Annotated in this window: 14 protein-coding genes; 12 read left to right on the top strand and 2 right to left on the bottom strand. The window is 72.1% G+C overall.

Annotated elements, in window-relative coordinates:
* Positions 1–16 precede the first annotated feature (16 nt).
* From ACIQGZ_RS26225 to ACIQGZ_RS26185, 9 genes are all read left to right on the top strand, one after another.
* Positions 17–490, top strand: a complete 474-nt coding sequence (locus tag ACIQGZ_RS26225; protein WP_402606257.1) for a flavin reductase family protein — start codon at positions 17–19, stop codon at positions 488–490.
* A gap of 3 nt (positions 491–493) precedes the next feature.
* Positions 494–1522, top strand: a complete 1029-nt coding sequence (locus ACIQGZ_RS26220) for a hypothetical protein (protein ID WP_402606254.1) — start codon at positions 494–496, stop codon at positions 1520–1522.
* A 161-nt stretch (positions 1523–1683) separates the two neighbouring features.
* Positions 1684–3231: an FAD/NAD(P)-binding protein gene (locus ACIQGZ_RS26215; protein ID WP_402606252.1), complete on the top strand. Its 1548-nt coding sequence runs from the start codon at positions 1684–1686 to the stop codon at positions 3229–3231.
* A 103-nt stretch (positions 3232–3334) separates the two neighbouring features.
* The gene (locus ACIQGZ_RS26210) at positions 3335–4135 is read left to right on the top strand and encodes a class II aldolase/adducin family protein (RefSeq protein ID WP_402606249.1); all 801 of its coding nucleotides are present in this window, start codon (positions 3335–3337) and stop codon (positions 4133–4135) included.
* A gap of 64 nt (positions 4136–4199) precedes the next feature.
* The gene (locus ACIQGZ_RS26205) at positions 4200–4838 is read left to right on the top strand and encodes an NAD(P)-dependent oxidoreductase (protein WP_402606246.1); all 639 of its coding nucleotides are present in this window, start codon (positions 4200–4202) and stop codon (positions 4836–4838) included.
* A 227-nt stretch (positions 4839–5065) separates the two neighbouring features.
* Positions 5066–6319 carry a multidrug effflux MFS transporter gene (locus ACIQGZ_RS26200; RefSeq protein ID WP_402606243.1) on the top strand — a complete coding sequence of 418 codons (1254 nt, stop codon included), beginning with the start codon at positions 5066–5068 and terminating at the stop codon, positions 6317–6319.
* A gap of 154 nt (positions 6320–6473) precedes the next feature.
* A complete protein-coding gene (locus tag ACIQGZ_RS26195) occupies positions 6474–7868 on the top strand; it encodes a class II 3-deoxy-7-phosphoheptulonate synthase (protein WP_402606241.1) in 1395 nt (464 codons plus the stop codon).
* Complete coding sequence (gene aroH / locus ACIQGZ_RS26190; protein WP_402606238.1) at positions 7869–8246, top strand: chorismate mutase; 378 nt, start codon at positions 7869–7871, stop codon at positions 8244–8246.
* Positions 8246–9409, top strand: a complete 1164-nt coding sequence (locus tag ACIQGZ_RS26185) for a prephenate dehydrogenase (RefSeq protein WP_402606369.1) — start codon at positions 8246–8248, stop codon at positions 9407–9409. Before aroH ends, ACIQGZ_RS26185 begins: the two co-directional genes overlap by 1 nt.
* Positions 9410–9602: 193 nt before the next feature.
* Here the strand turns inward: ACIQGZ_RS26185 and ACIQGZ_RS26180 are convergent, their stop codons facing one another.
* Positions 9603–10505 (bottom strand): pyridoxamine 5'-phosphate oxidase family protein, encoded by a 903-nt coding sequence (locus ACIQGZ_RS26180; protein WP_402606236.1) that lies wholly within the window; start codon positions 10503–10505, stop codon positions 9603–9605.
* Between the two features lie 91 nt (positions 10506–10596).
* Complete coding sequence (gene gap, locus ACIQGZ_RS26175) at positions 10597–11604, bottom strand: type I glyceraldehyde-3-phosphate dehydrogenase (protein WP_402606233.1); 1008 nt, start codon at positions 11602–11604, stop codon at positions 10597–10599.
* A gap of 325 nt (positions 11605–11929) precedes the next feature.
* Between gap and ACIQGZ_RS26170 the strand changes: the two genes are divergently transcribed.
* Genes ACIQGZ_RS26170 through ACIQGZ_RS26160 form a run of 3 tightly spaced genes read left to right on the top strand, consistent with a single transcriptional unit; the run spans position 11930 to position 15167 of the window.
* A complete protein-coding gene (locus tag ACIQGZ_RS26170) occupies positions 11930–12640 on the top strand; it encodes a helix-turn-helix domain-containing protein (RefSeq protein WP_402606231.1) in 711 nt (236 codons plus the stop codon).
* A 47-nt stretch (positions 12641–12687) separates the two neighbouring features.
* Entirely contained in the window at positions 12688–13452 is a 765-nt protein-coding gene (locus ACIQGZ_RS26165; RefSeq protein WP_402606229.1) for a class I SAM-dependent methyltransferase, read from the top strand.
* Positions 13449–15167, top strand: coding sequence for an AMP-binding protein (locus ACIQGZ_RS26160; RefSeq protein WP_402606227.1), 1719 nt, complete (start codon positions 13449–13451; stop codon positions 15165–15167). Before ACIQGZ_RS26165 ends, ACIQGZ_RS26160 begins: the two co-directional genes overlap by 4 nt.
* The last annotated feature ends 121 nt before the right edge of the window (positions 15168–15288 follow it).

Here is a 15288-nt window from a genome sequence, read left to right as displayed (position 1 = left end):
GGATCTTCGAAGTGTCATGCGCCATTTCGCGACCGGGGTCTGCGTCGTCAGCACGTACTCGGACAAGTCGGGCACCCGTCAGCATGACGCGGTCACCGTCAACTCGCTGAACTCGGTCTCCCTCCACCCTGCCCTCATCACGCTGTGCTTCCGGCACGACTCACGCTTCCTCGCGGACCTCAGAGCGGCCGGGGTCTGGGGGCTGTCGATCCTCGACGGGGACACCGAGGCGTACGCCCGAGTCTTCGCCCGGGACCCCGACACCCGCCAGGTCGCGCTGCGGGACGCCACGTACCAGATCGGTGACACCACCGGAACCCTGCTGCTGGACGGCGCCGCCTGGATGGAGTGCGCCTACCGGGACGAGCTGACCGTCGGCGATCACGTGATGGTGATCGGCGAGGTGGTGCAGCTCGGCGTCTGCGACTCCCGGCAGCCGCTCATCTTCCTGCAAGGCGGATTCCACACACTCGAACTCGAAGGAGTCTGAATCATGGCCCGCTCCCTCAACTCGCTCCGCAGACCCGTGCTCGCGGCCGCCGCGGTGGCCGCCATGGCCGGCGGCGCCGCGCTGGCGCTGCCCGGCCAGAGCACCGCCACCACCGGGTCCAACCCGACGCAGCCCACCACGATATGTCTGACCGGGTCGACCAGCACCGCGACCGAGGTGACGGTCACCCTCCCGCAGGTCGCCGCCGACCCGGTCCTCGCCTACACCCCCTCCTACGCCGGGCCGTGCGCCTCCTACGGCGCGCCCAGCAGCCTCGGCAACGGCACCCTGCGCACCTTCGCCCAGCTGGACAGCGCCCAGAAGCCGCTGGCGATCGGCATCGTCTTCCCCAAGCCGACGCTGCAGAACCTGCCGACCACCATGACCGACCAGCACCACTGCTACGACGTCGACGGCAACGGCCAGATCGACGAGCACACCGAGTGCATGGGCGGCCACGAGTTCCCGCTGCCGCTGCCCGGCGCGCTCACCAGCGCGCCCGGCGTGCCGTACAAGTGGGCGCTGGTCAACTTCAACCTGATGGGCCACGGCCCGGAGGGCATCTACGACGTCCAGCACTTCGACTTCCACTTCTACATCCAGCCGAAGGCCGAGCGCGACCAGATCCGCGCGGGCTCCTGCGGCCTGGTGATGAACTGCGACGACTTCGCCACCGCCACCAAGCCGGTGCCCGCGCAGTACATGCCGCCGGACTACATCAGCAACGGCACCGCCGAGGTCGCGATGGGCAACCACCTGGTGGACCAGACCTCGCCCGAGTGGCACAACGTGCTGTTCACCAAGACCTTCATCTACGGCGCCTACGACTCCAAGATCTCCTTCCTGGAGCCGATGATCACCAAGGCGTACTTCGACGGCCTGTCGAGCGGCAGCAACACCAACGGCTGCTTCCCGATCAAGCAGCCGCAGAGCTTCGAGGTGGCCGGCTGGTACCCGCAGGACTACTGCATCAGGTACCGCGCCAACCGCGACGACTACACCGTGTCCATGGAGAACTTCAAGCACAGCTGAGCCATCGATCATGCAGGGCCACCCTCGTCCTGCCAAGGGCCTGATGCGCTGAGGACTTCCCCGGCCCGGAGCGCCGGGCCCCCACTTCCACAGGCCATTCGCTAGCGGAGGAGACAGCTCATGTATGGCGCCGGACATCAGAGCGGGGCAGGGGACTGACCATGCCATCCGCGATCTCGATCGCAGTCATCGGAGGCGGCGCTTCGGCGGTCTGCCTGATCGATGCACTGGCCCAGCGGGAGACCGGCCCCGGCAGCCTCACGGTCTTCGAGCCCTCGCCGCACCTGTGGCGGGGCCGGGCGTACCAGTCGGACACCGCGACCCTCCGGGTGAACGCCACCCCCGACGACATGTCGGTCCGCCACGGGGACCCCCGGCACTTCGAACGCTGGCTGATCACCAGGGACCGGGTACTCGGGCTGCCGGAGGGGGTCGCCGGCCTGGACCACCAGGCCGGCGCCCGGTTCGCCCCGCGCACCGAGTACGGCGAGTACCTGGAGCAGACCGCGCACGCCGCGCTCGCCAAGCTGCGGCTGCGCGGCTGGCGGGTCGACCTGGTGAGCGAGGCCGTCACCGCCGCCAACCAGGCAGCCGGCCGGGTGATGCTGCGCACCGGAGCCGGCCGGGTGCGGGCCTTCGACTACGCGGTGCTGTGCGTCGGCGGCGACAGCCCCAAGGACGTGTACGGGCTGCGGGGCGCGCCGGGCTTCCTCGCCGATCCGTACCCGATCGTCCAGAAGCTCCAGGAGGTCGCCCCCGACCAGCACGTGGCGGTGATCGGCAGCGGCCTCACCTCGGTCGACATCATCATCTCGCTGGCCGCCCGCGGCCACCGGGGCCGGATCAGCCTGCTCTCCCGGCGCGGCATCCTGCCCGGCGTGCGGCAGCGGCCGGTCCACTTCGAGCTCAAGCACGTCACCCCGGTACGGATGCAGCAGCTGTCCCGGCGGCAGACCAGCATGCGGGTGCAGGACCTCACCGAGCTGATCGGCGCCGAGTTCGACGAGGCCGGCGCCGACCTCCGCGAGGTGGTCAGCGAGGTCACCGGGGCCTACCGCGAGGCGCCCGTGGAGCGGCTGCGCCGCCAGATGGCCGCCGTGGACTCGCCCGACCTCGGGCTGCGCATCCTCCAGCGGGCGGTGCCGGACACCGGCCCCGACATCTGGCCGCTGCTCTCCGAGCGGGACCGGGTCGAGCTGCTGCGCACCCACTACCGGACGATCATGAGTCTCTGCTGCCCGATGCCGCCGAGCAGCGCGGGCGAGCTGCTGCGGCTCGCCGACGACGGGCAGCTGGCCATCTACTCCGGGCTCCAGCAGGTCTCCCCCCGGTCGGACGGCGGATTCACCATCGAGACCGCCGAGGACGGCGACTTCCCGGTCGACGTCGTCATCAACGCGGTCAACGCCTCCGAGGGCAAGATCCCCACCAGCGCCGCACCGCTGGTCAACTCGCTGGTGGCCAACCGCCTGGCGGCCCGTCACCCGCACGGCGGACTCTACATAGCCCGGACCACCAGCCGGCTGACGGTGGACGGCCGACCCGAGCCCCGCTGCTACGCCCTGGGGAACATCGCCGCCGGGACGCTGTTCTTCACCTTCGGCATCCCCTCGCTGGTGGACCGCAGCCAGGACATCGTCCGGGCGATCCACGCCCACGCCGAACGGTTCCAGACCCTGCGGACGGAGCACGTCCTCCAGCACGCCTAGCGCGGGCACGCCCAGCGCGAGCACGCCCAGCGCAAGCACGCAGTACGCAGCACGCAGCACGTCGTACGAGCAAGCCGCACGGACCAAGCCGAAGGGACCACCGATGACGACCACCACACCCGTCTACCTCGCGGACACGGCCACCGGGCTGCCGCTTCCCGGCGACGCGGACTTCGCCAGCCCGGCGGCAGAGCGGGTGCACCGCAAGCAGAGACTGGCCGCCGCGCTCCGGCTGTTCGGCAAGTACGGCTTCGGAGAGGGCATTTCCGGCCACATATCGGTCCGCGACCCCGAGTACCCCGACCGGTTCTGGGTGAACCCGTTCGGCGTCTCGTTCAAGCGCGTCACCGTGGGCGACCTGATCCTGGTGGACTCCGAGGGCCGGGTGGTCGAGGGCCGGCACAAGGTCAACCCCAGCGCCTTCGTGATCCACTCGCAGATCCACGAGCTGCACCCGCACGCCGAGGCCGCCGCCCACGGCCACACCGCCCACTCCCGGGCGCTGGGCACCCTGGGCCGGCTGCTGGAGCCGATCGACCAGGAGTCGGCGGCCTTCTACGGCCGGCAGTACCTGTACGAGGACTACGAGGGCCCCTCGGTCGCCCTCGAACAGGGCCGGGACATCGCGGAGAAGCTCGGCGACAACCGGGCGATCCTCCTGCGCCACCACGGCCTGATCACCGTCGGCGGCTCGCTGGAAGAGGCCGTGCACTGGTTCTTCACCTACGACAGCTGCGCCCAGGTGCAGCTGCTCGCCGCCGCCGCCGGAACGCCCAAGAAGATGACCCACGAGCAGGCGACGGCCGCCGGTGACGGCTTCGGTGACGCGCAGCTCGGCCGCTTCAGCTTCGAACTCCTCTGGGACGAGATCGTCCACGAGCAGCCGGACCTCCTCGACGAGTAGCCCGGCGGCCCCCACAAGCCATCTGACCGCACCACACAGCAACTGAATGCATTGGGAGATCGACATGAAGGTTCTGCTCTTCGGGGCCACCGGGCACATCGGCAGCGCCATCGCCGCTGAACTGCTCAGCCGCGGCCACCAGGTGACCGGAGTCACCCGGTCCGGCTCCAACGGCGACGACGCCGGGTTCCCGCTGGTCGCCGGGGACGTCTCCAACGCGGCCCAGGTCGCCGAACTCGCCGCCGGGCACGACCTGGTGGCCTCCGCCGTCGGTCCCCGCCTCGGCGTGGACGACGACCGGGAGATCCTGATCGGCGCCACCAACGGCCTGATCGAGGGGCTGCGCAAGTCCGGCGTCAAGCGCCTGGTGGTGCTCGGCGGCGCGGGCAGCCTGGAGACCGCCCCCGGCGTCCGGGTGATCGACAGCCCGCACTTCCCCGAGATGTGGAAGGCCAACGCACACGCCCAGATCGAGGCGCTCGGCATCTACCGCGAGGTACAGGACCTGGACTGGACCTTCATCTCGCCGGCCCAGATGATCGAGCCCGGCGAGCGCACCGGCAGCTACCGGGTCGGCGGCGAGCAGCTGCTGGTCGACGCCGAGGGCAAGAGCCGGATCAGCATCGCGGACTACGCCATCGCGTTCGTCGACGAGATCGAGCGCGGCGCGTCCATCCGTACCCGGATCGCCGTCGCCTACTGACGGACCACCGGGTTTCCCAGGCCCGGCGCCCAGGGTTCCCCCAGCCCCGGACGCCGGGCCCCGGGCCCCTCCCCGCCGAGCCCCGCCGACACGGTCCCCCCGGCGGGGCTCGGCGGGGACGGCCCGGTCCTTCCGGCAACCCCAAGCCAAGCACCACCACCCCGCCCGGCCGCCCGACCTCGTAGGTCCGCCGGGCAGGGCCCGTACCCTGGAGGGAATCCATCGCCATGACATCGCCTGAGAACACCGCCAAGCCCAAGGGCGGCGGTGCACTCGTCGTCATCCTCGGCGCGCTCACCGCACTGGGACCGCTGTCCAACGACACCTATCTACCGGGCCTGCCCGACCTCACCCACGATCTGCACGCCACCGCCTCCGCCGGGCAGCTGAGCCTCACGGCCTGCCTGCTCGGCCTCGGCTTCGGTCAGCTGTTCGCCGGTCCGGTCAGCGACGCGCTCGGCCGCCGCCGTCCGCTGGTCTTCGGCCTGGGCGTCTACACCGCGGCGGCGCTGCTCTGCGCCATCGCGCCGAACATCTGGCTGCTGGTGGCGCTGCGCGCCATCCAGGGCCTGGGCGGCGCCGTCGGCATCGTCACCGCCGCCGCGATCGTCCGCGACCGGCACGAGGGCGCGGCAGCGGCCAAGTACTTCTCGCTGCTGATGCTGATCACCGGCCTGGCACCGGTGCTCGCCCCGGTGGCCGGCGGGCAGTTGCTGCGCTTCACCTCCTGGCACGGCATCTTCACCCTGCTGGGCATCATCGGCGCGCTGATGCTGGTCGTGGTCGCCGTCGGCCTGCCGGAGACACTGCCCGCCGAGCGGCGGCACTCCGGCGGCCTCAAGGCCACCGGGCCGGTGTTCCGCACCCTGCTCTCGGACCGCCTCTTCGTCGGCTACACCGTGGCCGGCGGTCTGGCGTTCGCGGCGATGTTCGCCTACATCGCCGGCTCCCCGTTCGTGCTCCAGGACATCCACGGCATGTCGCCGCAGGGCTTCAGCGCGGTCTTCGCGGTGAACGCCGGCGGCCTGGTGGTGGCGGCGCAGGTCTGCGGCCGGATCGTGCACCGCACCGGCCCGCGCCCGCTGCTGGCGCTGGGCCTGTCCGGCTCGGCGGTCGGCGGCGTCGGCCTGCTGGTCACCGTGCTGGCCGGCGGCGGCCTGGTGCCGCTGCTGGTGGCGCTGTTCATCGTGGTCTCCAGCGTCGGTCTGGTGATGCCCACCTCGACGGCGCTCGCCCTCCAGGACCACGGCAGCTCGGCCGGCTCCGCGGCCGCGCTGCTCGGCCTGTCCCAGCACGTCTTCGGTGCGGCCGTGGTGCCGCTGGTCGGCCTGGCCGGCGAGGGGACGGCGGTGCCGATGGGCATCGTGATCGCCGCGCTCGGCGTCTCGGCGCTGACCTTCTTCGCCACGCTCACCCGGTCCCGCGGCCTCCCCGCCGACGAGACCGCGGAAGCCCGCACCGAGCAGACCGCCACCGCCTGACCCCCCGGGCGCCCGGCCGATCCGACCGGGCGCCCGGCCCCCCTTGGCCGCGGCCCGCCGCCGAGGACACGCTGCCCGGCCTTTCCGCTAGCGCGACCCGCAGTTGCTCGGCACGACCGATGAACGCACCAGTTCCCGTGACCCGGAGATCGCCATGCCTGACCGCACCTCGCTCTACACCCTCTCTGCCGAAGAGTCCTGGCGAGCGCTGCCCGCAGCGCAGCAGCCGGACTGGCCGGACCAGGCGGCCCTCGGCCGCGTCCTCGACGAACTGCGCGCCTCGCCACCGCTGGTCTTCGCCGGCGAGTGCGACAACCTCACCGAACGGCTGGCGGCCGTCGCCCGGGGCGAGGCGTTCCTGCTCCAGGGCGGTGACTGCGCGGAGACCCTCGACGGCGTCTCGGCCGACCAGATCCGCGGCAAGCTCAAGACGATGCTCCAGATGGCGGCGGTCCTCACCTTCGGCGCCGAGGTGCCGGTGGTGAAGGTCGGCCGCATCGCCGGCCAGTACTCCAAGCCCCGCTCCCAGCCGACCGAGACCCGGGACGGCGTCACCCTGCCGACCTACCGGGGCGACTCGGTCAACGGCCTGGAGTTCACCGCCGAGGCCCGGGTGCCCGACCCGCAGCGGCTGCTGCGTACGTACCACGCCTCCACCGCCACCCTGAACCTGGTCCGCGCCTTCATCTCCGGCGGCTACGCCGACCTGCGCGAGGTGCACTCCTGGAACCAGGACTTCGTCCGGGAGTCGGGCTCCGGCCAGCGGTACGAGCGGCTGGCCGAGGAGATCGACTCGGTGCTGACCTTCATGCGCGCCTGCGGGGTCGACCCGTCCGAGGTGCGCGGCACCGAGCTGTACACCAGCCACGAGGCGCTGATCCTGGACTACGAGAGCGCCCTCACCCGGCGCGACAGCCGCACCGGCAAGCTGTACGACGTCTCCGGGCACATGCTCTGGATCGGTGAGCGCACCCGCCAGCTGGACGGCGCCCACATCGAGTTCGCCTCGAAGATCAGCAACCCGCTGGGCGTCAAGCTCGGCCCCACCACCACCGCCGACCAGATACTCAGCCTGATCGACCGGCTGGACCCGGAGCGCACCCCCGGCCGGCTCACCTTCATCACCCGGATGGGCGCGGAGAAGATCCGCGACCTGCTGCCGCCGCTGGTCGAGAAGACCACCGCCGAGGGCGCCCGGGTGGCCTGGATCTGCGACCCGATGCACGGCAACACCTTCGAGGCGTCCACCGGCCACAAGACCCGCAACTTCGATGACGTCCTGGCCGAGGTCAAGGGCTTCTTCGAGGTGCACCGCGCGCTCGGCACCCACGCCGGCGGCATCCACGTCGAGATCACCGGCGACGACGTCACCGAGTGCGTCGGCGGCAGCAGCGGCCTGGTGGCCGAGGACCTGCACCAGCGGTACGAGTCGGCCTGCGACCCCCGCCTCAACCGCTGCCAGTCGCTGGACCTGGCCTTCCTGGTGGCCGAGATGTACCGCAGCGGCCGCCTGGCCGAGGCCGCGCCGGCCCTGCGGGCGGTGAGCTGAATGCGAGCCATCCGCGGCGCCGTCCAGCTGCGCCGGGACGACCCGGCCGAGCTGCTGGAGGCCACCAGGCTGCTGCTCAGCGAGGTGCTGACGGCCAATCTGCTCGACCAGGACGACCTGGTGAGCATCTTCTTCACCGCCACGCCCGATCTGCGCAGCGACTTCCCGGCCAAGGCCGCGAGACAGCTGGGCATCACCGACGTCCCCCTGATGTGCGCCCAGGAGCTCGACATCGACGGCGGGCTGCCCCGGGTGGTCCGGGTGCTGGTCACCGCGGAGACGACGCTCAGCCGGGAGCAGATCCGGCACGTCTACCTCGGCGGCGCCGAGGTGCTGCGGCCCGACCTGGGGTCCGCCCGACTCAGCCCGGTCCGATGATCCGTACCGCAGCGGTGGTGGGGGTCGGCCTGATCGGCGCCTCCGTGGCCCTGGCGCTCAGCCGCCGCGGCGTGGCGGTGTACCTGCTCGACCTGGACCAGGACGCGGTACGCACCGTGGTGGCCCTCGGCGGCGGGATCGCCGGGCCGCCCGACCGGTCGGTGGACATCGCCGTGCTGGCGGTGCCGCCCAGTTCGGTCGGCCGGGTGCTGGCCGAGCAGCAGGCCAGGGGGCTGGCGGAGAGCTACACCGATGTCGCCAGCGTGAAGCGCGAGCCCGAGCAGGCCGTCGCCGACGGCTCGGCGGACCCGGCGAGCTATGTGGGCGGCCATCCGATGGCGGGGGGTGAGCGATCCGGCCCGCTGGCCGCCTGCGGCAATCTGTTCGAGGGGCGGACCTGGGTGCTCACCCCCTCCGAGGCGACCTCCCGGGAGACCCTCAACCGGGCGCTGGCCCTGGTGGCGCTCTGCGGCGCCGTCCCGGTCGTCATGGAGAGCGCCGCCCATGACCGGGCGGTCGCGCTGGTCTCCCATGCGCCGCACGTCCTCGCGGCGCTGATGGCCGCCCGGTTGCAGCACGCCCCCGAGGAGGCGTCCCGGCTGGCCGGGCAGGGGGTGCGCGACATGACCAGGATCGCCGGCGGCGACCCCGGCCTGTGGGGCGACATCCTGGAGGCCAACGCGGCGGCGGTCGCGGATGTGCTCGGGGAGTTCGCCCGCGACCTGGCCGGTACGGTGCGCGCGCTGCGCAGCCTGGCGGTGGCCGACGCCTCCCGCCGGGCGGAGGGCATGACCCGGGTGATCGACCTGCTCGGACGTGGGAACGCCGGCCGCTCCCGGCTGCCGGTCAAGCCGGGCTCGGCGTCCCGGGGTGCGGTGCTGCCGGTGGTCATCGGGGACCGGCCGGGCGAGCTGGCCCGGCTGTTCGCGGCGGTGGACGAGGCCGGGGTGAACATCGAGGACATCTCCATCGACCACGCGGCCGGCAAGCCCAGCGGCCTGGTGGAGATGGTGGTCGCCGCCGACCGGGCGGAGGCGCTCGCGGACCGCCTGATCGCGGCCAACTGGACCGTCCAGCAGCCGCACCCGGTCTACCCCGGGCGCTGGACGGACCCGGACCGGGGCGAGCTGCGGCCGTCGCTCTCCTCGGCGGCGTCCGGCTGAGCCCCCCGGCACGGGCCGATGGCGCCCGACCCGCTGGTGCTCCCGTCCCCTGTGGGTGTCCGTCCGCTGTGGGTGTCCGTCCACGGGCCGACCGGCTCGTGGACGGACTGCTGTCCGGCGGCGGCCGGGCGTACGGACGCCGCCGGGCGTACGACTGCGGCGCACGGCCGAGGCCGTGCGCCGCCGGTTGCCGTCAACTGACGGGGTTGAAGCGGGAGGGCGCGGCGAACTTCCAGCGCAGCGCGGTGAAGTTGTCCAGCTGGACGACCCGCTCGACCTCGAACTCCACCAGCCGCAGCGCCCCCGGGACGGCCTCGGTGCGCCCGGGGTCCCAGTCGATCCCGGCGCGGCCGGTCACATGCAGCGCATGGCCGTGGTCCCAGTCGAGGAAGGTCAGCCCGCAGACCGGGTCCAGTTGCAGATTGCCGAGCGTCATGTAGAAGGAGTTGCCGAAGTAGTCCGGCCAGACCAGCTTGCGGTCCCCGACCACCTGGACGAAGCCCGGTGCGCCGCCCCGGTGCGAGGCGTCCGCGCCGTGCTCGGGGGCCCGGCTGGCGATGAAGAAGGTGTCGGCCTCGGTGATCCAGCGCCGCTGGGCCTCGTCGAGCGCCGTGGAGTGCCGGGCGGTGGGCGGCGGGGTGCCGACGGCGTCCGGGAGCAGCACCCGCTGCTGGAGGTACTTGGGGCAGTTGCCCAGCGCCTGTTCGGTGCGGACCACCAGGAAGCCGCCCTGCCGCTTGGCCACCCCGTTGATCCTGACCCGCCGGCTGTGCTCCGGGTCGATGGCCAGCAGCCCGATGTCGCGGACCCGCTCGAAGACCCCGTCCAGCGGGTCGCCGGGGACGGGGAGCGCGTGCACGATGATGGTCCGCTCGTCGATGGTCTCGATGAAGCCGTACGGGCCGCTGAGCACGGTGGACCAGGCCGCGCCCGCGTCGTCCACCGCGCCGATCACCAGGATGCGCTGCCGCAGCAGGAACGGGACGAACCCGCGCGGGATCTCGGCGTCGAACATGGGGGAGCCCCAGCCCTCGTGCCCTTCGCCAGCGCGGCGCTGGACCGCCTGCTCGCCCTCGTGATGCGGTGTCTTGACCATTGGCCGGCCCTTCCTTCTGCTCGTCCGCCGACGGGGGGAAGCGGTCAGGCCCTGTCCATGACGGGCAGGGCCTGACCTCGGGGAGCGCTGATCAGCCGGCCGCACCGAGCAGCAGCACGGTGTCGACCACGCGGTTGGAGAAGCCCCACTCGTTGTCGTACCAGCCGACGACCTTGACCTGCCGGCCGTTGATCACCTTGGTGAGACCGGCGTCGAAGATGCAGGAGGACGGGTCGGTGACGATGTCGCTGGAGACGATCGGCTCCTCGGTGTAGGTGAGGATGCCGGCCAGCGGGCCCGCCGCGGCCTGCGCGAAGAGCGCGTTGACCTCCTCGACGGTGGTGTCCCGGCCGACGGTGACCGTCAGGTCGGTGATCGAGCCCACCGGGACGGGCACCCGCAGCGCGAAGCCGTCGAGCTTGCCGTTGAGCTCGGGGAGCACCTGGCCGATGGCCTTGGCGGCACCGGTGCTGGTGGGCACGGTGTTGTCGGCCGCCGAGCGGGCGCGCCGCAGGTCCTTGTGCGGCCCGTCCTGGAGGTTCTGGTCCTGGGTGTAGGCGTGCACCGTGGTCATCATGCCGGACTCGATGCCCAGCGCGTCGTTGACCACCTTGGCCAGCGGGGCCAGGCAGTTGGTGGTGCAGGAGGCGTTGGAGACGATGTCGTGCTTGGCCGCGTCGTACTCGTCGCTGTTGATGCCGTAGGCCACGGTCAGGTCCTGGTTGGTGGCCGGCGCGGAGATGATCACCTTGCGGGCGCCGGCGGCCAGGTGGGCCTTGGCCTTCTCGGCGTCGGTGAAGACGCCGGTGGACTCCACGACCACGTCGACGCCCAGCTCGCCCCACGGCAGGTCGGCCGGGTTGCGCTCGGAGGTGACCCGGATGGCGCGGCCGTCCACCACGATCTCGTTCTCACCCGCCGTCACCTCCACCCCGAGCTTGCCGAGGGTGCTGTCGTACCGGAGCAGGTGAGCCAGCGTCGCGGGGTCGGTCAGGTCGTTGATGCCCACGACCTCAAGGTCGGCGTTCTGCTCCAGCGCGGCGCGGAAGAAGCTTCGGCCGATCCGGCCGAATCCGTTGATGCCTACCTTGATCGCCATCGGTGGTCCCCTTCGTGGTGGTGCGCCGAGGCGCGCGCAGCGGCCCTGGTACGAGCGCTCGGCACTCATCAGTGCGTCCGACGCTAGCTCTCCGGCGGCGGCCCGGATTGCCGTTCCGTGCACGGTTTATGGCGTATGCGCGCAGACTTCGACGTCGCCCCCGGCGGCCGTCGGCGGCGGCAGACGGAGCGTCAACTTCCATCAGTCCTGCCGATTCCAATAGGAAACCTTCGGAAAGGTATGTTTCCATGATGGAGGGCCTGCCGCATCCGAGCAGACCGGTGAAGTGGAGCTGCCCCGACCCCCGGTGAGGGAGATGAATACTGTGCGAGCTGAGATCACACCGACCGTGGAATCGGTCGCGGGTGCCGTCCGTGAGGTCATCCTGGGCGCCGTCCGCATCAGGCTGGTGGAGGCGGAGCAGAGCGGTGCCGCACCGGATGTGGTCCGGCTCGACCGGCGCCAGGCGCCCACCGCGGAGGCCTACCTCCAGGTCCACTACCCGCTCTCCGGCGGCCCGGTGCTGCCCCGGCTGCTGCGTCAGCTGGCCGGGCAGGAGGCCGAGCCGGGCGGCCGCACCGCCGAGCTGCTGGTGGAGAACATCACCGGCCTCATCGAGCAGGCGTGCGCCGACTACGTGGACCGCAGCCGACCGAGGCCGGCCGCCGCCGACCACTCCCAGCTGGCCCGGGACGCGATGTTACTGCGCATCCAGGACTTCGCCCGCAGCCGGCTGGCCGACCCCGCGCTGAAGCCGGAGATGCTCGCCCGCCACCACCACATCTCCCTGCGCTACCTGCAGAAACTCTTCAGCGAGCACGGGCAGAGCCCGGCCAGCTGGATCCGTGACGAGCGGCTGAGCCGGTGCAGCGACGAACTGCGCGACCCCCGATTCGCCCACCTCACCGTCGCGGCCATCGCGGAGCGCTCCGGACTGTACGGCGCCTCGCACTTCAACCGGCTGTTCCGGGACCGGTACGGGCTCACCCCGGGCGAGTACCGGCGGCAACCCGCCAACCTGCGGATCGCGGCCTGAGCCAGGTGGACCGACCCGCAGCCACCCGTCGACCGAAAGGCTGTCCCTTGTCCAGCTTCGAGTTCCCAGGCGAGTACTACGAGGTCATACGCAAGGATTTCCGCGACCTCGCCGCCGAGACCGACTTCCTCGCCTCGTACCTGCCGCTCGGCGGCACGGTGCTCGACCTCGGCAGCGCCACCGGCACCAACCTGCGGGCACTGGCCGCCCTCGGCCACCCCGGAGTCGGCGTCGACCAGAGCGCCGCCTTCACCGCCCACGCCCGGAACGCGGCCCCGGCCCCCGGCGCGGCCCCGGTGGAGTATGTGCACGCCCGTACCGCCGACTACACCACCGAGCAGCGCTTCGACCTGGTCTACAGCCTGTTCGGCACCCTCAACCAGCTGCCCCGCGCCGAGCTCAAGCAGCTGTTCGCGGACGTCCGCGACTGGCTCGCCCCCGGCGGCCACCTGGTCGTCGACATCGGCCACCTGCTGAACTTCGTGGACGGCTTCCAGCCCAACATGATCGCCCACCACCAGGGCGACGACCTGCTGATCACCCGGCTGGCCCGGCAGTCCGTCAACCCGCACGCGGCGATCTGGCGCAATGAGGAGACCATCATCGCCCGGGGCGCGGACGGCACCGTCGCCATGTACGCCAACTTCTTCGACCAGGCCGTGCTCACCTCGCCGGAGATCCGCGACCTGCTGGCCGCCGCCGGTCTGGAGGTGGTCGCCGAGTACGGCGGCTTCCGCAAGGAGCCCGGTCCGCGGATCGGCCGCGGCCCGCTGCTGTTCGTGGCCCGCGTCGCCGGGGCGGTGACGGCATGACCACGACCGTCGACCCCATCGCCAGCGTCGAGCCCGCCGACAGCGGAGAGCCCGCTGACCGCAGAGCGCCCGCCGACGGCAGAGCGCCGGCCGTGCTGGACGGCGGACCGCTGCCCGAACTGCCCGTCGCCACCCTCGGCGCGGCACTGCTGCGGGCGGCCGCGCTGCCCGACGCCGGGCTGATCCACTTCGTCCGCCCGGACGGCGGCGATGTGAGCATGACCTACGCCGAGCTGCTGGACGACGCCCGGTCCATCCTCACCGGCCTGCGGGTCGGCGGCGCGCGCCCCGGCGACAAGGTGCTGCTCCAGATCCGCTCCGAGCGCGAGGCACTGGGCACCTTCTGGGCCGCCCTGCTCGGTGGGCTGATCCCGATCCCGGTCGCCCCCGGGACGGTCGAGGACCGCGCGGCGGCGGCCGAGCGGCTGGAGCTGGTCTGGGAGGGCTACGGCCGCCCCTGGGTGGTGGTCGGCAGCGACGGCCCGGCGGCGATCCCGGCGATGGACGCGGTCGGCTCCTGGCTGGGCCGGGTCGGCTGGCTGCGCGCCAACGCCCCGGCCGACGAGTTCCACCAGGCCCGGCCGGAGGACCTGGCCGTCCTGCTGCTCACCTCCGGCAGCTCCGGCACCCCCAAGGCGGTGGCGCTGACCCACCGCAACATCATCGCCCGCAGCACCGCCACCGCCGCCGTGCGCGGGCTGGACCGCACCACCCGGTCCTTCAACTGGATGCCGCTGGACCACATCGGCGGCCTGGTGATGTTCCACGCCCGGGACGTGCTGCTGGGCTGCACCCAGGTGCACGCCGGGTTCCAGTGGATTCTGGACGACCCGACCCGCTGGTTCGACCGGATCTCCCGGTACCGCGCCGACACCACCTGGGCGCCCAACTTCGCCTTCGGGCTGGTCAACGACCGCGCCGAGCAGCTGAGCGGGCGCGACTGGGACCTCAGCCGGCTGCGCTACATCATGAACGGCGGCGAGTCGGTCAAGGCCCGGGTGATCCGCCGCTTCCTGGACCTGCTGGCGCCCTACGGGCTGCCGCGCGACTCGATGCACCCCGGCTGGGGCATGTCGGAGACCTCGGCCGGCGTGGTCGACTGCGTCTTCGACCCGGACGCCCCCGAGGGGCGCTTCGTCGAGGTCGGCCGCCCCCACCCCGGCGTCACCCTGCGGGTCGTGGACGAGCACGACCGGCCGCTGCCCACCGGCACCGTCGGCCGGCTCCAGGTCCGGGGCGCGCCGATCACCTCCGGCTACTACGAGAACCCCGCGAAGAACGCCGAGGCGTTCACCGAGGACGGCTGGTTCCGCTCCGGCGACCTCGCGGTGATCGAGGACGGCACGCTGACCGTCACCGGCCGGGTGGACGACCTGATCCTGCTCAACGGCACCGAGTGCCACGGGCACGAGATCGAGGCCGCGGCCGAGGAGCTGGACTTCGTGGAGCCCTCGTACACGGTCGCCTCACCGGTCACCGTCGGCCCGGACGGCGGCGAGCAGCTGGCCGTCTTCTACCACCCGCGCGGCGACCTGCCGCCCGGCGAGGCCGCCCGGCGCATTCAGGAGCGGGTCGCGGCCCGCTGCGGCCTGGAGGTCGGCCAGGTGCTGACCATCGCCAAGGAGGACGTCCCCAAGACCGGAATCGGAAAACTCCGGCGCGCCCAGCTGCGCCAGCAATTCGAGGCGAGGACCGCACCAGGAGGCGTCGGCTAGCAGCCGTACGGAAACGTGCGAGCCGTCGGTTTCCGCCCTATCCCAGTGGTCCCCGTCCGGTAATGGTACCGGACGGGGACCACTGGGCCTTTGGCGCGGGCGCGGAAATATGCCGGGGTAA

The sequence above is a fragment of the Streptomyces sp. NPDC092296 genome (genome assembly GCF_044755465.1).
Taxonomy (GTDB): domain Bacteria; phylum Actinomycetota; class Actinomycetes; order Streptomycetales; family Streptomycetaceae; genus Peterkaempfera.
This window is presented reverse-complemented; position numbering and strand designations above follow the sequence as displayed.

Bases quoted from the DNA above. Each gene is read 5' to 3' on its own strand.
- ACIQGZ_RS26225 (WP_402606257.1), top strand. From the start codon at position 17: ATGCGCCATTTCGCGACCGGGGTCTGCGTCGTCAGCACGTACTCGGAC.
- ACIQGZ_RS26220 (WP_402606254.1), top strand. From the start codon at position 494: ATGGCCCGCTCCCTCAACTCGCTCCGCAGACCCGTGCTCGCGGCCGCC.
- ACIQGZ_RS26215 (WP_402606252.1), top strand. From the start codon at position 1,684: ATGCCATCCGCGATCTCGATCGCAGTCATCGGAGGCGGCGCTTCGGCG.
- ACIQGZ_RS26210 (WP_402606249.1), top strand. From the start codon at position 3,335: ATGACGACCACCACACCCGTCTACCTCGCGGACACGGCCACCGGGCTG.
- ACIQGZ_RS26205 (WP_402606246.1), top strand. From the start codon at position 4,200: ATGAAGGTTCTGCTCTTCGGGGCCACCGGGCACATCGGCAGCGCCATC.
- ACIQGZ_RS26200 (WP_402606243.1), top strand. From the start codon at position 5,066: ATGACATCGCCTGAGAACACCGCCAAGCCCAAGGGCGGCGGTGCACTC.
- ACIQGZ_RS26195 (WP_402606241.1), top strand. From the start codon at position 6,474: ATGCCTGACCGCACCTCGCTCTACACCCTCTCTGCCGAAGAGTCCTGG.
- aroH (WP_402606238.1), top strand. From the start codon at position 7,869: ATGCGAGCCATCCGCGGCGCCGTCCAGCTGCGCCGGGACGACCCGGCC.
- ACIQGZ_RS26180 (WP_402606236.1), bottom strand. From the start codon at position 10,505: ATGGTCAAGACACCGCATCACGAGGGCGAGCAGGCGGTCCAGCGCCGC.
- gap (WP_402606233.1), bottom strand. From the start codon at position 11,604: ATGGCGATCAAGGTAGGCATCAACGGATTCGGCCGGATCGGCCGAAGC.
- ACIQGZ_RS26160 (WP_402606227.1), top strand. From the start codon at position 13,449: ATGACCACGACCGTCGACCCCATCGCCAGCGTCGAGCCCGCCGACAGC.